The organism is Beduinella massiliensis (assembly GCF_900199405.1).
In the GTDB taxonomy this organism is placed as follows: Bacteria; Bacillota; Clostridia; order Christensenellales; family Aristaeellaceae; genus Beduinella; species Beduinella massiliensis.
The window spans coordinates 1,875,069-1,890,892 of the sequence record NZ_LT963430.1; the positions used below are offsets into that span (position 1 = coordinate 1,875,069).

Annotated in this window: 16 protein-coding genes and 1 pseudogene; 9 read left to right on the forward strand and 8 right to left on the reverse strand. The window is 56.3% G+C overall.

Features of this window, described 5'->3' with window-relative positions:
* Positions 1-27 precede the first annotated feature (27 nt).
* The 3 genes and pseudogenes from C1725_RS19305 to C1725_RS19310 form a co-directional block, all read right to left on the reverse strand.
* Complete coding sequence (locus tag C1725_RS19305) at positions 28-333, reverse strand: hypothetical protein (RefSeq protein WP_346026509.1); 306 nt, start codon at positions 331-333, stop codon at positions 28-30.
* Between the two features lie 108 nt (positions 334-441).
* Positions 442-948 (reverse strand): annotated as a pseudogene (locus tag C1725_RS19625) (hypothetical protein); the annotation flags it as partial.
* Between the two features lie 619 nt (positions 949-1,567).
* Complete coding sequence (locus tag C1725_RS19310) at positions 1,568-2,107, reverse strand: hypothetical protein (RefSeq protein WP_346026510.1); 540 nt, start codon at positions 2,105-2,107, stop codon at positions 1,568-1,570.
* 699 nt (positions 2,108-2,806) lie between these two features.
* Between C1725_RS19310 and C1725_RS09175 the strand changes: the two genes are divergently transcribed.
* Positions 2,807-3,901 carry a glycosyltransferase gene (locus tag C1725_RS09175; RefSeq protein ID WP_346026511.1) on the forward strand — a complete coding sequence of 365 codons (1,095 nt, stop codon included), beginning with the start codon at positions 2,807-2,809 and terminating at the stop codon, positions 3,899-3,901.
* A gap of 2 nt (positions 3,902-3,903) precedes the next feature.
* On the opposite strand, the gene C1725_RS09180 is transcribed toward C1725_RS09175, so the two are convergent.
* The gene (locus C1725_RS09180) at positions 3,904-6,303 is read right to left on the reverse strand and encodes a PBP1A family penicillin-binding protein (protein ID WP_102411316.1); all 2,400 of its coding nucleotides are present in this window, start codon (positions 6,301-6,303) and stop codon (positions 3,904-3,906) included.
* A 141-nt stretch (positions 6,304-6,444) separates the two neighbouring features.
* On the opposite strand from C1725_RS09180, the gene C1725_RS09185 reads away from it, so the two are divergent.
* The 7 genes from C1725_RS09185 to C1725_RS09215 all read left to right on the forward strand — a co-directional run bounded on the left by C1725_RS09185 (position 6,445) and on the right by C1725_RS09215 (position 11,538).
* Positions 6,445-7,977, forward strand: coding sequence for an AAA family ATPase (locus C1725_RS09185; RefSeq protein ID WP_102411317.1), 1,533 nt, complete (start codon positions 6,445-6,447; stop codon positions 7,975-7,977).
* Between the two features lie 238 nt (positions 7,978-8,215).
* A complete protein-coding gene (gene spoIIAA, locus C1725_RS09190; protein ID WP_102411318.1) occupies positions 8,216-8,521 on the forward strand; it encodes an anti-sigma F factor antagonist in 306 nt (101 codons plus the stop codon).
* Between the two features lie 20 nt (positions 8,522-8,541).
* Positions 8,542-8,973 (forward strand): anti-sigma F factor, encoded by a 432-nt coding sequence (gene spoIIAB / locus C1725_RS09195; RefSeq protein WP_428829598.1) that lies wholly within the window; start codon positions 8,542-8,544, stop codon positions 8,971-8,973.
* 5 nt (positions 8,974-8,978) lie between these two features.
* The gene (locus tag C1725_RS09200) at positions 8,979-9,716 is read left to right on the forward strand and encodes a SigB/SigF/SigG family RNA polymerase sigma factor (protein WP_346026512.1); all 738 of its coding nucleotides are present in this window, start codon (positions 8,979-8,981) and stop codon (positions 9,714-9,716) included.
* A gap of 217 nt (positions 9,717-9,933) precedes the next feature.
* Positions 9,934-10,374 carry a LytTR family DNA-binding domain-containing protein gene (locus C1725_RS09205; RefSeq protein WP_346026513.1) on the forward strand — a complete coding sequence of 147 codons (441 nt, stop codon included), beginning with the start codon at positions 9,934-9,936 and terminating at the stop codon, positions 10,372-10,374.
* Between the two features lie 5 nt (positions 10,375-10,379).
* Positions 10,380-10,832 (forward strand): hypothetical protein, encoded by a 453-nt coding sequence (locus C1725_RS09210; RefSeq protein ID WP_102411321.1) that lies wholly within the window; start codon positions 10,380-10,382, stop codon positions 10,830-10,832.
* A 52-nt stretch (positions 10,833-10,884) separates the two neighbouring features.
* Positions 10,885-11,538, forward strand: a complete 654-nt coding sequence (locus C1725_RS09215) for a hypothetical protein (RefSeq protein WP_102411322.1) — start codon at positions 10,885-10,887, stop codon at positions 11,536-11,538.
* 103 nt (positions 11,539-11,641) lie between these two features.
* On the opposite strand, the gene C1725_RS09220 is transcribed toward C1725_RS09215, so the two are convergent.
* The 4 genes from C1725_RS09220 to C1725_RS09235 all read right to left on the reverse strand — a co-directional run bounded on the left by C1725_RS09220 (position 11,642) and on the right by C1725_RS09235 (position 15,222).
* Positions 11,642-13,285, reverse strand: a complete 1,644-nt coding sequence (locus C1725_RS09220) for a recombinase family protein (RefSeq protein ID WP_102411323.1) — start codon at positions 13,283-13,285, stop codon at positions 11,642-11,644.
* A gap of 76 nt (positions 13,286-13,361) precedes the next feature.
* Complete coding sequence (locus C1725_RS09225) at positions 13,362-13,562, reverse strand: hypothetical protein (RefSeq protein WP_102411324.1); 201 nt, start codon at positions 13,560-13,562, stop codon at positions 13,362-13,364.
* A gap of 130 nt (positions 13,563-13,692) precedes the next feature.
* Positions 13,693-14,034, reverse strand: a complete 342-nt coding sequence (locus C1725_RS09230; RefSeq protein WP_102411325.1) for a plasmid mobilization protein — start codon at positions 14,032-14,034, stop codon at positions 13,693-13,695.
* Between the two features lie 255 nt (positions 14,035-14,289).
* Positions 14,290-15,222, reverse strand: coding sequence for a WYL domain-containing protein (locus tag C1725_RS09235; RefSeq protein WP_102411326.1), 933 nt, complete (start codon positions 15,220-15,222; stop codon positions 14,290-14,292).
* A gap of 107 nt (positions 15,223-15,329) precedes the next feature.
* Here C1725_RS09235 and C1725_RS09240 point away from each other — a divergent pair, with 107 nt between their 5' ends.
* Positions 15,330-15,821, forward strand: a complete 492-nt coding sequence (locus C1725_RS09240; protein ID WP_102411327.1) for an isochorismatase family protein — start codon at positions 15,330-15,332, stop codon at positions 15,819-15,821.
* The last annotated feature ends 3 nt before the right edge of the window (positions 15,822-15,824 follow it).

Genomic DNA, 15,824 nt, shown 5'->3' on the forward strand with positions numbered 1-15,824 from the left:
TTGAGGCTTCAGTCAGGGAGACGCGTCCTAGAGGCTGCGGTTGAGCCGTATGATGGTCAGGTGAAGCGTGCCTTCGGTGCTTTCCACGGGACTGTTATAGGTAAGGCTGAAGACGGTCGCCGTGGGAATCTCAAGGATAAAGCTGATCGACCCCAGCCCACTGGCGCGCTCAGGCGTGCCCAAAGCGTAATAAAGGCCGTTTTCAATATGCACAGCGCCGTTATAGAACGGGGTGACCTGGATAAACCCGGCAGTGCGCAGAAGGACGGATACCTGGTAGGAAATGAGATAATACCCCGGGGCCAGGTTTATCCGCTGATTATCGTTTGACACGATGTGGCCCGTCGTGTCGGCAACCGCAGTGCTGAAGGGGATCAGCGCGGCGTCAACGAACTGAGCGCCATAGTTAATAAATGTAGCGAAGGATTCATTTGCAACAGTTCCGGTCGCGCCGGTAGGCCCGGTAGGCCCGGTAGGCCCGGCAGGCCCGGTTGGGCCGGTCGCCCCGGTCGCGCCGGTATTTCCGGTGGGCCCGATAGGCCCGGTTGAACCTGTAGCACCGGCCGGTCCCGTTGTCCCGTCAGCTCCCGTAGGTCCGGTTGGGCCGGTCGCCCCGGTCGCACCGGTATTTCCTGCGGGTCCGATAGGTCCGGTTGAACCTGTCGCACCGGCCGGTCCCGTTGTTCCGTCAGCTCCCGTAGGCCCGGTCGCGCCAGTATTTCCTGCGGGCCCGATAGGTCCGGTTGAACCGGTCGCACCGGCCGGTCCCGTTGTCCCGTCAGCTCCCGTAGGCCCGGTTGGGCCGGTCGCACCGGTCGCGCCGGTATTTCCGGTGGGCCCGATAGGGCCCGCGACGCCATTTTTACCTGTCGCACCGGTAGGTCCTGTGTCTCCGGTGGGGCCGCGAGCTCCCGTGGGCCCTGTCGGGCCTGTCGGCCCTTCGAGGCCGATGACGGTTGGACAGGACGCGGGGCAGTGGTTTTGCGATTGGCATCCACAGGCGGAGGGGATGCACGGAGCGTAAAAGGCACCGCAGGGAACAGCGACGCGCGGATGATTCGTGCTGTGATAGATCGGCAAATTGATCACCCGTTTCAGGTGGCGTAGGAAGCGAACAGCATCCGGCTTCCCCGATTGTACATTATGAGGGATGCGAAGAAGACGTGCGGCGCACTGAAGCAGCGGCGGAAATTGATGCCCCGTTCGGGGCAAGACGCGTGGAGAACAGGGCCGTGACCGCTTTTCCAGGTTCGCCAAGGCCGTACCGTAAGAGAATGCACGATATATAGGTTACATTCAGGATAGATAGGGGTCTGCTAAACAGGGCTATGGGAAATGGCATTAACGTGCGACTGCCCGCGAGAAAAAGCGTATTGCTTGAAAAGAATAATGAGGGTTAAATGAAGAATTTCATAGGATCAATCGTGATATAGATGCGCGGCTTGTTTGCAGGGGTATGTATGGAACAGCAACTCGATGAGCGCGATGGCAATTTAAAACGGGACAGTTCCATCTGAAAGGATGGAACCGCCCCGAAGGATGACGGCGCAGCAACGCAAGTTTAAGGTTAATCGCCCAAACGGGCAACGGTAAACGAAATATCGAAGAAGGTGAAGCCGGCCTGATCCGCGACGACCTCCAGGTTAGCCGGAGTGGTAGTCACCTCAAAAGGAACGCTCATCGGAAGCGTGGCGACTTCGGTCGACGCGGTATAGGTGTGGTGAGCGACCGCACCGGAGATCGGCGTGCCGTCCAAGTTCAGGTGCACGGTGAGTTCAGCCGGAATCGGGGTTCCGGCATCCACGGAGGCGGTACCGTGGAAAGTTGCCTGGTAGATACCGGGTTGGTTGATGACGACATTGGAGGAACCCGCCGTGTGACTGATGGTGGTGCCGGATACGAGCGGTGTGTCGTTAAAAACCAACGCACCGCCTGCGCTGGAGGCCTGGGTTGCTGTATCCACAGTGGCGAGCACCTCGGGGGTTCCGCCGCCGCCCGGATCGCCACGCGGGATGACAAAATCTAAAACGGCGTTATTCTCATCGCCGGAATTGGTGACTTGCACGTCCGAGCCCGGGGCGCCCGTGGTCACAGTGCCGACGTTCACGGTCGCGGCGGCACCGGTAGGGCCCGTCGGACCGGCGGGGCCTGTGGCACCGGTAGCCCCCGCTGCACCGGTAGCCCCTGCTGCGCCAGTAGCGCCCGTCGCGCCAGTGGCACCCGCCGCGCCGTTAGCGCCCGCCGCGCCTGCTGCACCGGTAGGACCAGTGGGGCCAGTGGGCCCGGTAGCGCCCGTTGCACCGGTGGGCCCGGTAGCGCCTGTGGCGCCGGTAGATCCGGCAGCGCCTGCCGCGCCGTTAGCGCCCGTTGCGCCAGTGGGGCCGGTGGGCCCCATCGCGCCATTCATGCCCGGCGCGCCGGTGGGGCCGGTAGGGCCCATCGCACCGTTCATGCCCGGCGCGCCTGTGGCACCGGTAGGGCCTGTCGGCCCGGTGGGTCCGGTCGGCCCGCCTGCAGGCCCCGTCGGCCCGGTCGGTCCAGTCGGTCCCGGCATGCAGCAAGGGGGCGGACAGGGCGGCGGGCAGGGCGGCATGCAGCAGCCCATTTGCTGGGGCAGCGGGCAGGAGGGATAAGGAGACGTGGCGTAAGGTACGCTGCCAAGTACGCTAGCGCAACGGGTATTTCGGCTATTATAAATCGGCAAAACAATCACCCTTTTCCTTGGGAGTGGGAAGCTGGTTCCGGCCGGGCTTCCCCTGACATACACTATGAGCGGGAAAAGACGAATGTGCGGGAGGTAAAGAACATGAGCGAACAAATCTCCTACGCCACGGTCAGCCTGTGCATGATCGTACGCAACGAGCACAGGCATCTAATGCGCTGTCTGAAAAGCGCAGAAGAGGCGGTGGACGAGATCGTCGTCGTAGATACAGGCTCTGAGGATGACACGAGGGAGATCGCCCGGGGATTCACGCCGTGGGTATACGACTTTGAATGGCAGGACGATTTCTCGAAGGCGCGCAATTTTTCCTTTTCAAAGGCATCGCAGGACTTTATCCTGTGGCTCGACGCCGACGACATGATCGAACCCGAGGACGCCCAAAAGCTGATAGAACTGAAAAAGACGATTGGAAAGACTGCGGACGTGGTGATGCTGCCTTACCGCATCGGGTTTGACGACCGGGGTATTCCGACGATGACCTACTATCGCGAACGGCTACTGCGCCGGTCGATGAACTTCCGCTGGGAGGGCGCGGTGCACGAGGCGATCACGCCTGCAGGACGAATTCTTTACGCGGACGCGGCGGTGTCCCATAGAAAGGAGGGGACGGGCGACAGCGACCGGAACCTTCGCATATACGAAAAACTGCTTGCGCAGGGCAAGCAGCTTGGGCCAAGAGAGCAGTTTTATTACGCGCGCGAATTGAGCGACCACGGCCGGTTTGCGGAGGCGCTGGCGGCGTTCGAGGCGTTTCTTGAACAGCCGGACGGCTGGATTGAAAACCGGATCGACGCCTGTCGAGGCGCGGCGCGGTGCCTAAGCGCGCTGGATCGGAAGGAGGAGGCGCAGGCCATGCGCTTTCGCTCGTTTGCGATGGACGTGCCGAGGGCTGAAACCTGCTGTGAGATCGGCGCTGCTTTTTTAGAAGCGCAGAACTATCGCGCGGCGGCCTATTGGTACGAGCGGGCGCTCACGTGCCAGGCGGACACCCGCTCCGGCGCTTTCGTACAGCCGGAATGCTACGACTACGTGCCGCTGCTCCAGCTATGCGTCTGCTACGACCGCATGGGAGAGCGAATGCTTGCGCGGCAAATAAACGAGCGCGTGGGCGAACGATGGCCGGACGATCCATCCTACCTGTACAACAAAGCGTACTTTGAACGGGCCGGTCGGGCATGAGCTCACCAGAACAGGGACGTCTGCTCCGGCGGCGTGGGGGACGGCTCCTGTGCGGGCGTAAGAAAGTCGAGTATGCCGCCCAGAAAGCCTTCGTAGGTCCACTGTGCCTGGGCGACCTGCGCGGCGCTTTGTCCCTCCAGCCACGTGCCTTCCTGAAGGAGCTCTTCGTGGATTGGGATGATGCGATAGGTATAAGTCACACCGACCTGTGCGCTTTCGTCCGTATAAGTCGCGGTGTTTCCCGCTTCCAGCACCATCTCGGTGAGCTGCTCGGAAGCGCCGTTTCCGCTTTCGCGCACGATGCGATAGCGTGCGTACTGGGCGGCGGTGAAGTTCAGCACGGGTTTTCCATTCTCCGCGTTCGTGATGTAGAAGTTCGTGGGCGCCAAGGGGGGATTCCAAACCGTGCTGACCTCATAGGGGCGGTTGGTTTCCAGGAACACCTCGCCGTAGCGATACTTCTCGGGCGTCATGTCGCTGGCCAGCATCGCGTTTCCCGTGAGCTCCATGGCGCGCCTATCCAGAGTGAGCCAGACGAGCCCCTCGGGCTGCGTAAAGTCGGGAGATTCGCGGCCTTCGAGCGCTTTGGACAGAAACGCGGAGGCCAGCAGCGCAGTCTTTCCGCCGCCGGTGGTACCATTGGGAATTTTATGCGTGCTGTCCGTCTTGTCAAAGCCCATCCAGGTCACGACCGCATACTCCGGGGTATACGCGGCCATCCAGATATCCCGGTTGCCGCCGGTCATGGAAACAGTGCCCGTCTTGCCGGCGACGGGAAAGCCGAGCGTGCGCAGTTTGGAGCCGGTGCCGCTGGCGGTTACGGTCTGCAGCAGGGAAGTCATCAGAAAGGCGTTCTGGCTGGAAATCGCCTGCACAGGCTGGGCGTCGTAGGCGTACACCGTGTTGCCGGCGCTGTCCACGATATGAGAGATCACGTAGGGCTCGTGATAGACGCCGCCCGACGCGAACACTGCGTACGCGGCTGCAAGCTGGGTGGGCGTGACGCCGTACGCCATGGAGCCGAGCGCGAGGGAGAGGTTCTGATCCTTGCCGTCGGCCGTGATGCCGAAGCGGCTGAGATAGCTGCTGGCGGCGGGCAGACCGATCTCCTGCAAAAGACGGACGGCCGGCAGATTCAGCGAGCTTTTGAGCGCCGATCGCATGCTGACACGGCCGTAGTATCTCCCGCTCGCGTTCTTCGGGGTATAGCCGTTAAAATCCCCCGGCTCGTCGAGCAGCACGCTGGCGGTCGTATAGCCAAGCTCCAGCGCAGGGCCATATACGGAAAGGGGCTTGAGCGCGGAGCCGGGCTGGCGCTCCATTTGAATGGCGCGGTTTAGGCCCCGACGCACGCTGTATTCGCGCCCACCGACCATCGCGACGACCGCGCCGGTCTTTACATCCACGACGCTGAGGGCGCTTTGCGCGGGCGTGCCGTCTTTTGCGTCATCCGGGAAATACGAGTCGTCCTCGTAGAGGGCATCCGCAATTTCCTGAAGGCGCGGCTGCAGGGTGGTGTAGATCTGATATCCGCCGCCCAGCAAGTCGTCTGAGGAGACGGAAAGAAGCGCTTCCGCCTCGCGCAGCGCCTCGTCCACGAACCAGCCGTAGGTATTCTCCTTGGGCTGGCGCTGAAGCACCCAAAGCGACGTATTTTCCGCCTCCTGCGCTTCCGCCTCGGTAACGAAGCCATTTTCAGCCATCGTGCGCAGAATATAGCTGCGTCGATTTCGATTCGCTTCCGGCTTGATGTGCGGCGCGAAGGCGGAGGGGGCCTTGATGGTGGCGGCGAGCCCCGCCGCCTGTACGAGCGTCAGGTCCTCGACGTCGACTCCGAAATAGGTTTGCGCCGCGGCCTGAATGCCATAGGCGCCGTTTCCGAAGTAGATATAGTTGAGGTACATTTCCAGGATTTCATCCTTGGTGAAGTCCTGTTCGAGCTGCCATGCGAGGTAGACCTCCTCGAGCTTGCGGGAGAACGTCTTGTCGAGCGTCAGGTGCGTGAGCTTGACGAGCTGCTGCGTGATCGTGCTCGCGCCTTCGCGCAGGGAACGCGTCTTAATGTCATTTACGAGCGCGCCCGCGATGCGAACCAGGTCGAAGCCCGAATGCTTGTAAAAGCGCAGGTCCTCCGCCGCGATAAAAGCATCCTGCACGTGACGAGGGATGCGCGAGATCGGCACGACGGTGCGATTTTCCTGCGCCTGCAGCGTCTGTATCAGTTGGCCCTCCCCGTCGTAGACGAGGGAGGTTTGCTGCAAATTGAGGATCTTTTCAGGGTCGATCTTCTGCCAATTCGGCACGTCGAATGCGAAGTAAACAAAGGCAAAGCCGCCCACGCAGAGCACGAGCAGGCTAAGCAGCACGATCAGCGCAATGCGCACCGGCTTTTTTTTCATCATGCGCCCCTCCAAACAAGCTAAGGACAGTTTCACCTGCGCTAGGGAACATTACACAGCCAGTATTTGGCCATGGACGCGGCGGCTTATAGACGGTATAATGTGTGCATTCATTTGTGATGAAATTATAATGAGGTGGCAAATGTGAGAAATCAATCCAGCCGCGTGGCGAGAAACGTTCTGCTCCTGGTAGCTGCTGGGCTGTTCGCGGCCGCGCTGTTTTACGCGCTGCCGGGTTCGGCCATGCCGGCCCGGGAGACGGTAACCCGTCTGCTCGTGGGCGCGCTGCTCGTAGGTACGATGATCGCGATTCTGCGCTCCCCCGGGCGCGCACGGGCGGGCATGGCGAAAGCATCGGCGATGGACGTGGCGGAGGCGTCCCCGTCGCTTCGTTTTACCGACGTAGCCGCGAACGAGGAAGCGCTCTCTTCGCTTAAATCGCTTGCGCATGCGCTAAAAAATCCGGAGCTTTACGGCAGGTTCGGCGCGCGCATTCCGCGCGGCGTGCTGCTTTACGGCCCGCCGGGCACAGGAAAGACGCTGATGGCCAAGGCGCTGGCGGGCGAAGCGGGCGTGCCGTTTTACGCGGTATCGGGCTCCGACTTCGTGCAGGTCTACGTGGGCGTGGGCGCGGCGCGCGTGCGCGACCTGTTTACGAAGGCGAAGAAGGCGGGGCGCGCGGTGATCTTCATCGATGAGATCGACGCGCTGGGCAAGCGGCGCGACGGCGCGTCGAGCGACGAACGCGAGCAGACGCTGAACGCCCTGCTCACGCAGATGAACGGCTTTGAAGAAAACAGCGGCATCGTCGTGCTGGCGGCGACGAACCGCATCGACACGCTGGATGAGGCGCTGCTGCGTCCCGGACGTTTCGACCGCCACATCGCGGTGAATCTGCCGGGCAGGGAGCAGCGCGAGCGGATTCTGACGCTGCATGCGAAGGGCAAGCCTTTTTGCGGGGAGATCGACTGGAACGCGCTCTCTCAGGATACCGTAGGCTTCAGCGGCGCGAAGCTGGAGAGCATGCTCAATGAAGCCGCGATCTACGCCGTGCAGCGCGGCGCGGAAAAGATCGAAGAGGCGGACGTACGCCGCGCGTTTTCGACGCAGCTCGTGGGCGAGGAGCGCGTTGGCGGCGTCCTGTCCGAACGCGAGCGGCGGGTGACGGCCGTTCACGAGGCGGGCCACGCGCTGCTGACCCTGCTGCTGATGCCGCGAAGCCGCCTGAGCGCGGTGAGCATCATCCCCAGCGTGAACGGCGCGGGCGGCTACAGCATGGCCGTGCCGCCGGACAGCGCCTTCGTCTCGCGCGAGGAGCTATGGGCGAACCTCGCGGTAGCGCTGGGCGGCCGCGCGGCGGAGCGCATTTTACTGGGCGAGGACGCCGTGACAAACGGCGCGGCGAACGACCTGGAGCGCGCAACGCAGATGGCGGCAGCGGCCTGCCTCTCCTGGGGAATGGACGAAGAGGTAGGGTGCGTCGCGGTACACGCCCTGCCCAGGGAAATGGCGGCAGGAGAACGCGAGCGCGAGGCGGTGGAACGGACGCTGAAAAATGCCATGGCGCTCGCGGAACGGACGCTGCTGCAAAGGAAGGAAACGCTTGAGCGCGTCGCGGCGGAGCTGCTCCTGCGCGAGCGCATGACGGGCGAAGAGGTGCGCGCGCTCGTCGTTTAAGCGCAAGGCTTACGAGCGTCTTTATCGCGGCGAAGCGAACAGCTACGACGATTACAGCGCTTTTCAGGCAAAGGCTATCCGAAGATGACGGCAAACGCCGTCCTGTCTTTCGGATAGCCTTTGCACTTTTTGGCGAACGATTCCCGCGTTGACGACATAACTAGACCTTTTTCGTGGAAGGATATGGGCGGATGCATACGGAAACAAACACAATCACCAGAGCGGAGGAGGCAAGGTTATGCTCAAACACAAAAAGCAGCGGGATACGCTGGTCGTGTGCCTGGAAGGCGAGCTGGACCATCACTGTGCGCAGACGGTCCGCCAGGAGCTGGACCAGCTCATCGAAGATGAACGGGTGCGCAACCTCGTCATCGATATGCAGGGGCTGACGTTCATGGACAGCTCGGGTATCGGCGTGCTGATCGGGCGTTACCGCACGATCAGCAGGCGCGACGGGCGCATGGCTGTGCGCAACATGAGCCCGCACGTTGAGCGAATTTTTCAGCTCTCAGGGCTGCAGCGCATCATCGAAAAAGTGCGATAACACGGGAGGAAGGGATTATGGTGAAACAGAACAGCATGCGGCTCGAGTTCCTCGGCTGCGCACAGAACGAGTCCTTCGCGCGCGTGGTCATCAGCGCCTTCGCCGTGCAGCTAAGCCCGACGATCGAGGAAATCGCGGACATCAAGACGGCGGTGAGCGAGGCGGTGACGAACGCCATCGTGCACGCCTACGTGGGCACGCAGGGCACGGTCGTCATGAGCGCGCGCATAGAGGGGGAGCACGAGATGAGCGTGACCATCGAGGACCACGGAAAGGGCATCGCGGATGTGGAAAAGGCCATGCAGCCCTTTTACACCACGCAGCCGGAGATGGAGCGCTCGGGCATGGGCTTTGCGGTAATGCAGACGTTCATGGACACGCTGGAGGTCACGTCCAGACCCGGCGAAGGCACCTGCGTGCACATGACGAAACGCTTTGGCGCCGGGGAGTGACGCGCGTGGCCGGTGTGCTTTCACACGAAGAGGCCATGCATCTCATAAAACTGGCACAATCCGGGGATTCGCAGGCGCTTGAGCGCATGGTCAGCGCGAATCTGGCGCTGGTGCGCTCTATTTGTGCGCGCTTTGCGGGCCGGGGGTGCGAGATGGAGGAGCTGTATCAGTTAGGGGCTCTGGGGCTTGTCAAGGCCATCAAGAACTTTAGGCTGGATCTGAACGTACGCTTTTCCACCTACGCCGTGCCGATGATCATGGGGGAAATACGAAGGTTTCTGCGTGACGACGGGACGATCACCGTATCGCGCAGGCTGAAGGAAACCGCGGCGCACGCCGCAAAGGCCGCGGAGCTGCTGCGTCAGCAGCTGCTGCGCGAGCCGACGATCAGCGAAATCGCCAAGGTCCTGCGCTGTGACGAGCAGGAGCTGACGATGGCGCTGGAAAGCAGCTATGGCGTCGTCTCCATGGACGCGCCGATCGGAGAGGAGGACGGCGGCACGCTTTGGGACGTCGTCGGGGAAGAACAGGAAGGCGCGATTGACCGTTTCGCCCTGCGAGAGGAGATCGATAAGCTGCCGGAGCGGGATCGAAAGCTCATCGTCCTGCGCTACTTCCGCGACAAGACGCAGACGCAGACCGCGCAGGAGCTGGGCATGACGCAGGTGCAGGTTTCCCGCCAGGAGGCGCGCATCCTGCGGCGCATCCGGGAGGCGATGCTGCCGGGCGCGAAGGAAGCGTAGGAACATAGATACAGGGACGCGGGCGCCGCTGTGACAGGCGGTCCCGCTTTTTTGTTGCAGTAATGGAGCCTGCGCGAAAACGAGGGGTGCGGGCACTGCCGCTTCGTGCAGGTTGGGAGCTCTTTTGTACCACTGAGTTAAAAAGACTTGAACGAGAAGAAAAAGCTCCGTACAATAAGGCTGTAGCTACGAAATAGAGGCTTGGGGGGAATGAACTGTGAAGATAACCATCGATGAAAGCCCGGACGCCGCGCAGATCGAGGTAAGCGTCCGCTGCCCCAGGATGGACGAGCAGGTGCTTCGGATGCTGGCGCTGCTGCGCGCGTTCGATCAGAAGATCACCGGCGTCAGGGAGGGACAGACGTTCATCCTGGAGGCGCGCGACATCCTGTATGCGGATTCCGTGGACAAAAAGACGTTTCTCTATACGGCGGATGGAGTGTTTGAGACGCCGCTTAGGCTTTACGAGTTGGAGGAACGGCTGGGGCCCAGCGACTTTTTTCGTGCGTCCAAGGCCGTCGTGGTGAACTTCGGACAGATTCGTTCGCTGCGACCGGAGTTTGGCGGCCGGATGCTGGCGACCCTGACGAACGGGGAAATCGTATACGTATCCAGGCAATACGTTCCGGTCATCAAGGAAAAATTGGGATTGAGGTGATTTAGATGAAGAAATGGTTCCGTCATTCGATGGAATGGAAGGCGGGGGCGTCCCTTTCCTATACGGCGGCAGTATTGATCTACGCGGTCGTCAGCCTGCTGCTCGGCGAAAAAAACGTGTCGATTACGGTTCTTTTCGAGCTGCTAGCATTGTGCCTGGCAGGATCGCTCCTGCAGTACGTCGCCTTTACGGACGCAGTGATCAAGAAGATGCGCTATAGCCTGCGGATGGTCGTGTTTACCCTGCCGTTCCTCGCGCTGATGACGCTCTGCGCGGTCATCTTTGACTGGTTTCCCAAGGGCGAGCCCTTTGCCTGGGTGACGTTTTTCGTCATTTTCGTGCTCGCATTGGCCGGATTTACGGCGGGGTTTGAGATCTATTACCGCGCGTCGGGCAGGCGTTACGACGGACTGCTGGGGGAATACCGCGCCAAAAAGGAGCGGGAAAAGAGGGAATAGCGGCGGGCGCGTCGAATGTGCAGGGCATGAATTTTGAGACGAGGTGGAGCGCATGCCCTTCCCGATGGTACACCTTTGCATCGCGGACGAGATGCTGAGGCGCGGCTTTGAGGCAGATGATCCGGCACAATTTTTGCTGGGCGCGGTTGCGCCGGATTCGGTGCACTTCCGCGAAGGCTACGACCCTGCCATGAAGGAAATAAGCCATCTGTGGGTGGGCAGCGGGTCGCGCTGGGGCGTCACGCTGGACAGCGGGCGCTGGTATCAAAACACGAAGACGTTTTGGCAGACCCATCGCGGCGATGCGCAGAGGGATTTCATCGCAGGTTATTGTACGCACGTCTTCACGGACTGGCTCAACGACGCGCGCATCTGGAAGCCGTTCAGGCTGAAAAATGAAGGGTGTATGGATGCGTATGGGGCCGATCGTTACCACGAGGAAGCGCTGATGACGGATTATGCGCTGTACCTGAAAAGCCCCCGCAGATGGGGAATTTTTGAAGGACTGGCAAAGGCCCATGGATGCGACCTGGCCGGACTGGTCTTTTCAGAGGATATCGCGCGCATGCAGAACTCCCTTTTGCACGAGCAGTTTGTAGATCGAACGGCGGGTAAACCGGAGGATTTCATTTACTGCACGCTGCAAATGGTTGAAGCGCTGATCGAGGAGGCGAGCCGGGAAATCCCCGGATACCTTGCGGAATGAAGCGCTTGGATCAAGGCTGGAATGCAAAAAAACAGAGGCTGCAAAAGGGCAGCACTCATAAAACAGCATAAGAATGTTTTCGGGAAACGGCGTAGCTTTCGGGCTATGCCGTTTCTCCGTTTTGTAGGTTGTTGAGCAAAGACGCGGGGAGTATTCCCACAAGGTCATAGGATATATCAATCTGCTGTTCCCTTTGTCCGCTTGACTTGTCGGGAGCGTGAACATACACCGCCTTTACCATGTCATTCAAGACAGCAGGCGTCAGCTCGTCCAAGTCAAGATACTTCCGTATCTTGCCGATAAACCTGTCAATATTTTCCGCCTGTTCTTCCTGCTGTGTAATTTCTTCATTCAGTTGCAACAGCTTTTCCCGCAGTTCTTCCTGTTCCCGTTCGTAATCGTCAGAGAGCATTTGAAATCTGCTATCGGAAAGTTTACCGTTGGCGTTATCTTCGTAAATACGTTTGAAAAGTCGGTCGAGTTCTTCAATCCGGCGTTCCGCTTGCGTCAGTTGCCGCCGCTTCGCCGCAAGTTCTCCCTTTGCTTCGGCTTTCTGCTTCGCGCCCATAGCTTTTCTAAAGCGTTCCTCATAGGTAGACACACAGGCAATCACAAGCCGCATATGAGCGAGTACACCCTGTTCTAAAACAACGGCGCGGATAAAATGCGTTGGGCAGATTTCTTTCCCTTTGAGCCTTGAAGTGGAGCATACAAAATGGTCTTGCCGCGCTTCAAAGTTTTTGCTTGTGCAGTAATACAGTTTTTCCCCACAGTCAGCACAGCAGACAATGCCAGAGAACAGATTTGTTTTTCCCGTCCTCGTTGGGCGGCGTTTGTTCTTCCGCAATTCCTGCACCCGTTCCCATGTATCAGCGTCTATGATTGCTTCATGGGTATTCTCAAACACAAGCTGTTTTTCAATCGGATTGTAGCAGGTTTTCTTGCTCTTGTAGGACTGCTTGTAGGTCTTGAAGTTTACCGTATGCCCTTGATACTCTGGACGCTCTAAAATGTCGGCTACGGTGTCGCCCGTCCAATGATAAGGATTTTCCGGCGGCGTGTTCCTTGTTGCCCTGCCTGTCCGCTGAAAATGGATAGTCGGCGTTATGACTTTATCCGCTTTCAAAATACGGGCAATCTGTGTTGGCCCGGAACCCTCTAAGCAGAGCGAAAATATCCGCTTGACTACTCCGGCGGCTTCATTATCCACTACCCATTGTTTGGGATTGTCAGCGTCTTTCATGTAGCCATAGGGCGGGTTGGTACAGAGATGTTCCCCCGCTTCTCCTTTGGACTTCATCACAGCACGGATTTTCTTGCTTGTATCTTTTGCGTACCACTCGTTGATGATGTTCAAAAAAGGGGTAAAGTCGCTGTCCTGTTGGTTTGCGCTGTCGATACCGTTGTTAATGGCAATGAACCGCACACCTTTTTCAACAAACAGTACTTCGGTGTAAAAGCCCACTTTCAGATAATCGCGTCCAAGCCGCGACATATCCTTAACAATCAGCGTTGCCACTTCTCCGTTTTCAATCCGTTCCAAAAGTTCGCACCAGCTCGGACGGTTGAAGTTCGTACCCGAATATCCGTCGTCCACGAAAAACAAGGTGTTTAAAAAATGATTTTCTTTCGCGTATTTACTTAAAATCGCCTTTTGATTTACAATGCTGTTGCTGTCGCCCGCCATTTCATCATCTCTCGATAAACGGCAATAAAGGGCGGTAATTTTGTCAGACTGCCTTAACATAGTTTCTGCTCCTTTCATCGGCGGGCAGTCTGCCAATACAGGATTGCTTGTATTTATTGTATCGGCTCCGGCATTTTTAATCAACATCTTTCTTTGAATTTTCCCGTTCCATAAGACGTAAAACCTTGTGGGACAGGCTCCTTTCTCCGTCATAGCTGCCTGTAAAGCGGTAAAGCGTCCTGCCGGATTTTATTGTTACTTCACGCTTTGGTAATTCATAAGCAAGTGGATTTTTTACCACGATATGCCCGTTCTTAATAATTCGTTTCCGTTCCATTCCGTTCCCGTCCTTTCCTCTGAAATCGCTGTTGATAGTTTCGCAGCAAGCATAGGGAACGGATAGCCGTTCCCGTAAAATGCCCGTCTGCCGCCGCTGCATTTTGCTTGTTGGGAAGTATCCCAAACCCTCATTTACGAAGCCCCTTGAATTGCAGAAGCAGCCGCCGTTCCAATCTCCAAACTTCTTCCATGACACGCTTTAACTCGTCCATGTCGTCAGCGTAAATCTGCCCTGTTTCATTGATACGCTTTGCAATCTGATTGATGTTTACGCCTATCCTTTGAAGCTGCGCGGTATGCGCTTTGATGTCCTGCATATCCAGTTGGATAATGTACCCGTCAATGAGCATTTTTCGGGAATAGGCGGACAGATTGATTGTCGGTATCTGCCGCATTTTGTCCTCAATCAATGCCCGTTCTTCCTCTGTTACCCGCACAATGATTTGTACGTTCCGTTTTCTGTTTTCCATTGGCATTTCTCCTTTCACTACCTACAACACCACACAGGGAGGTTTTGCCGAAGTTTTTAGAAAAATTTAAGAAAAAATTTCTCTCACTTCCTACTACGGAGAACAAGCTGAAAATGCCAAAGACACGAAAAAGAAAAACGCTGCAATCTCAAAGAGATTACAACGCTTATTTCATGTCTGTTCAATTTTTTAGAGACTTCCTATGTGCTGGTAATATTCCGCAAAGTCGTTAGCCTTTTTGCTTTGTTCAGTGTATTAGCTTTCATATATGGCAGCTATATTATGTATTCTGCGCTTCATTTCTGTGCGGATATGTAATGGCTCTAAACACTCACATTTATCTCCAAAACTTAAAAGAATATCGTAGTGGTATTCGTTCTCTATGAAAGGAAAGTTGACAATATAATGCTCATTACCGTCTGGCGAAAAATCTTCATAAGCGCAATAGTCAAGCACCCTGTCCATGACAGATTTATGAATACGGATTTTGATTTTTGTTTGCATAGTTTCCCACATTCCCGCAAAGTCTAAAATCGGTTTTTGATAATCTCGTGGCGTAAAAGTTTCCTCCTGTATTTGTAGGTTTGACATACGGGATAGTCTGAATAAGCGGAAATCATTTCTTGTATGGCAATACCCTTGCAAATACCAATGACTACTTTTCAATACAAGCTGATACGGTTCGGCTGTTCGTTCGGTTTTATTTCCGTGGTGGGCTACATATTCAAAGGTCAGCAGCCTGTTTTCCTGCAAAGCTGTTTTGATAATTTCTAAATAGGGTTGTAGTTGTAAGTTGCCCGTCCACGGACTTAAATCTATACAAATTTGATTTACTTTTAATTCAATGTCTTTCGCTCTGTCGGCGGGGATAAAACTTTTAACTTTTGCAAAAGCGTGTACCAGTTCATCGCCTCTTATCATGCCCGAAAGACTGGAAAGCCCCATTAAGAGGGCAGAAAGGTCATCAATCGAAAAAACCTTTTTATCAACCTTGTATTCCTGCATGATTTCAAATCCGCCGCCAACTCCTGATGTTGAGTGGACTGGAATACCCGCCATGTTGATGGCGTCTATATCGCGGTAGATTGTGCGGGGTGAAACTTCAAACATATCTGCTAACTCCTGTGCGCTTATGCGCTTTTTATCAAGAAGTATCATAATAATGCTGACAAGTCTGTCTACTTTCATTTATTCACCGCCGTTCAAAATTTTTAATTGTTGCCATACTGTTGTCAATGATTACATTATACAATAAAAATGAAAACAAATCAATCTACCTGTCAGGAGGAAGCACTATGCAGAAAAAAGCCTTAGTAATCATAGATATTCAAAATGACATAACAAAGAATTACAAAGATGTTATTGGCAATATCAATAAAGCGATTGATTGGGCAGTCAATCAAAACATTCATGTTGTTTATATAAGGCATGAAAACTTATCAGCCGGAACAAGGACTTTTAAACCGGGTACACCGGGAGCAGAATTGGTTTCGGATTTGAAAATAGTATCAAAAAATGTTTTTACAAAATGCAAAGGGAACGCATTAACCAGTGAAGAGTTTGCAGCCTTTATCAGTAAAAATGAAATATGTGATTTTTACATAGCCGGAGCAGACGCTGTCGCTTGTGTAAAATCAACCTGTTATAACTTATGCAAAGCAAATTATGGCGTCAATGTCTTGTCAGACTGCATTACCAGTTATGACAAAAGAAAAATAGACGAAATGCTGCGTTATTATGAAAGCAAAGGCAGTAAAATCATTACTTTAAACGACTTGTTAGTTTAAGTA

What these genes read in the sequence shown, in the direction of transcription:
- C1725_RS09175 (WP_346026511.1), top strand. Translation starts at nt 2,807, where the DNA reads ATGAGCGAACAAATCTCCTACGCCACGGTCAGCCTGTGCATGATCGTA.
- C1725_RS09180 (WP_102411316.1), bottom strand. Translation starts at nt 6,303, where the DNA reads ATGATGAAAAAAAAGCCGGTGCGCATTGCGCTGATCGTGCTGCTTAGC.
- spoIIAA (WP_102411318.1), top strand. Translation starts at nt 8,216, where the DNA reads ATGCTCAAACACAAAAAGCAGCGGGATACGCTGGTCGTGTGCCTGGAA.
- C1725_RS09210 (WP_102411321.1), top strand. Translation starts at nt 10,380, where the DNA reads ATGAAGAAATGGTTCCGTCATTCGATGGAATGGAAGGCGGGGGCGTCC.
- C1725_RS09215 (WP_102411322.1), top strand. Translation starts at nt 10,885, where the DNA reads ATGCCCTTCCCGATGGTACACCTTTGCATCGCGGACGAGATGCTGAGG.
- C1725_RS09220 (WP_102411323.1), bottom strand. Translation starts at nt 13,285, where the DNA reads ATGTTAAGGCAGTCTGACAAAATTACCGCCCTTTATTGCCGTTTATCG.
- C1725_RS09225 (WP_102411324.1), bottom strand. Translation starts at nt 13,562, where the DNA reads ATGGAACGGAAACGAATTATTAAGAACGGGCATATCGTGGTAAAAAAT.
- C1725_RS09230 (WP_102411325.1), bottom strand. Translation starts at nt 14,034, where the DNA reads ATGGAAAACAGAAAACGGAACGTACAAATCATTGTGCGGGTAACAGAG.
- C1725_RS09235 (WP_102411326.1), bottom strand. Translation starts at nt 15,222, where the DNA reads ATGAAAGTAGACAGACTTGTCAGCATTATTATGATACTTCTTGATAAA.
- C1725_RS09240 (WP_102411327.1), top strand. Translation starts at nt 15,330, where the DNA reads ATGCAGAAAAAAGCCTTAGTAATCATAGATATTCAAAATGACATAACA.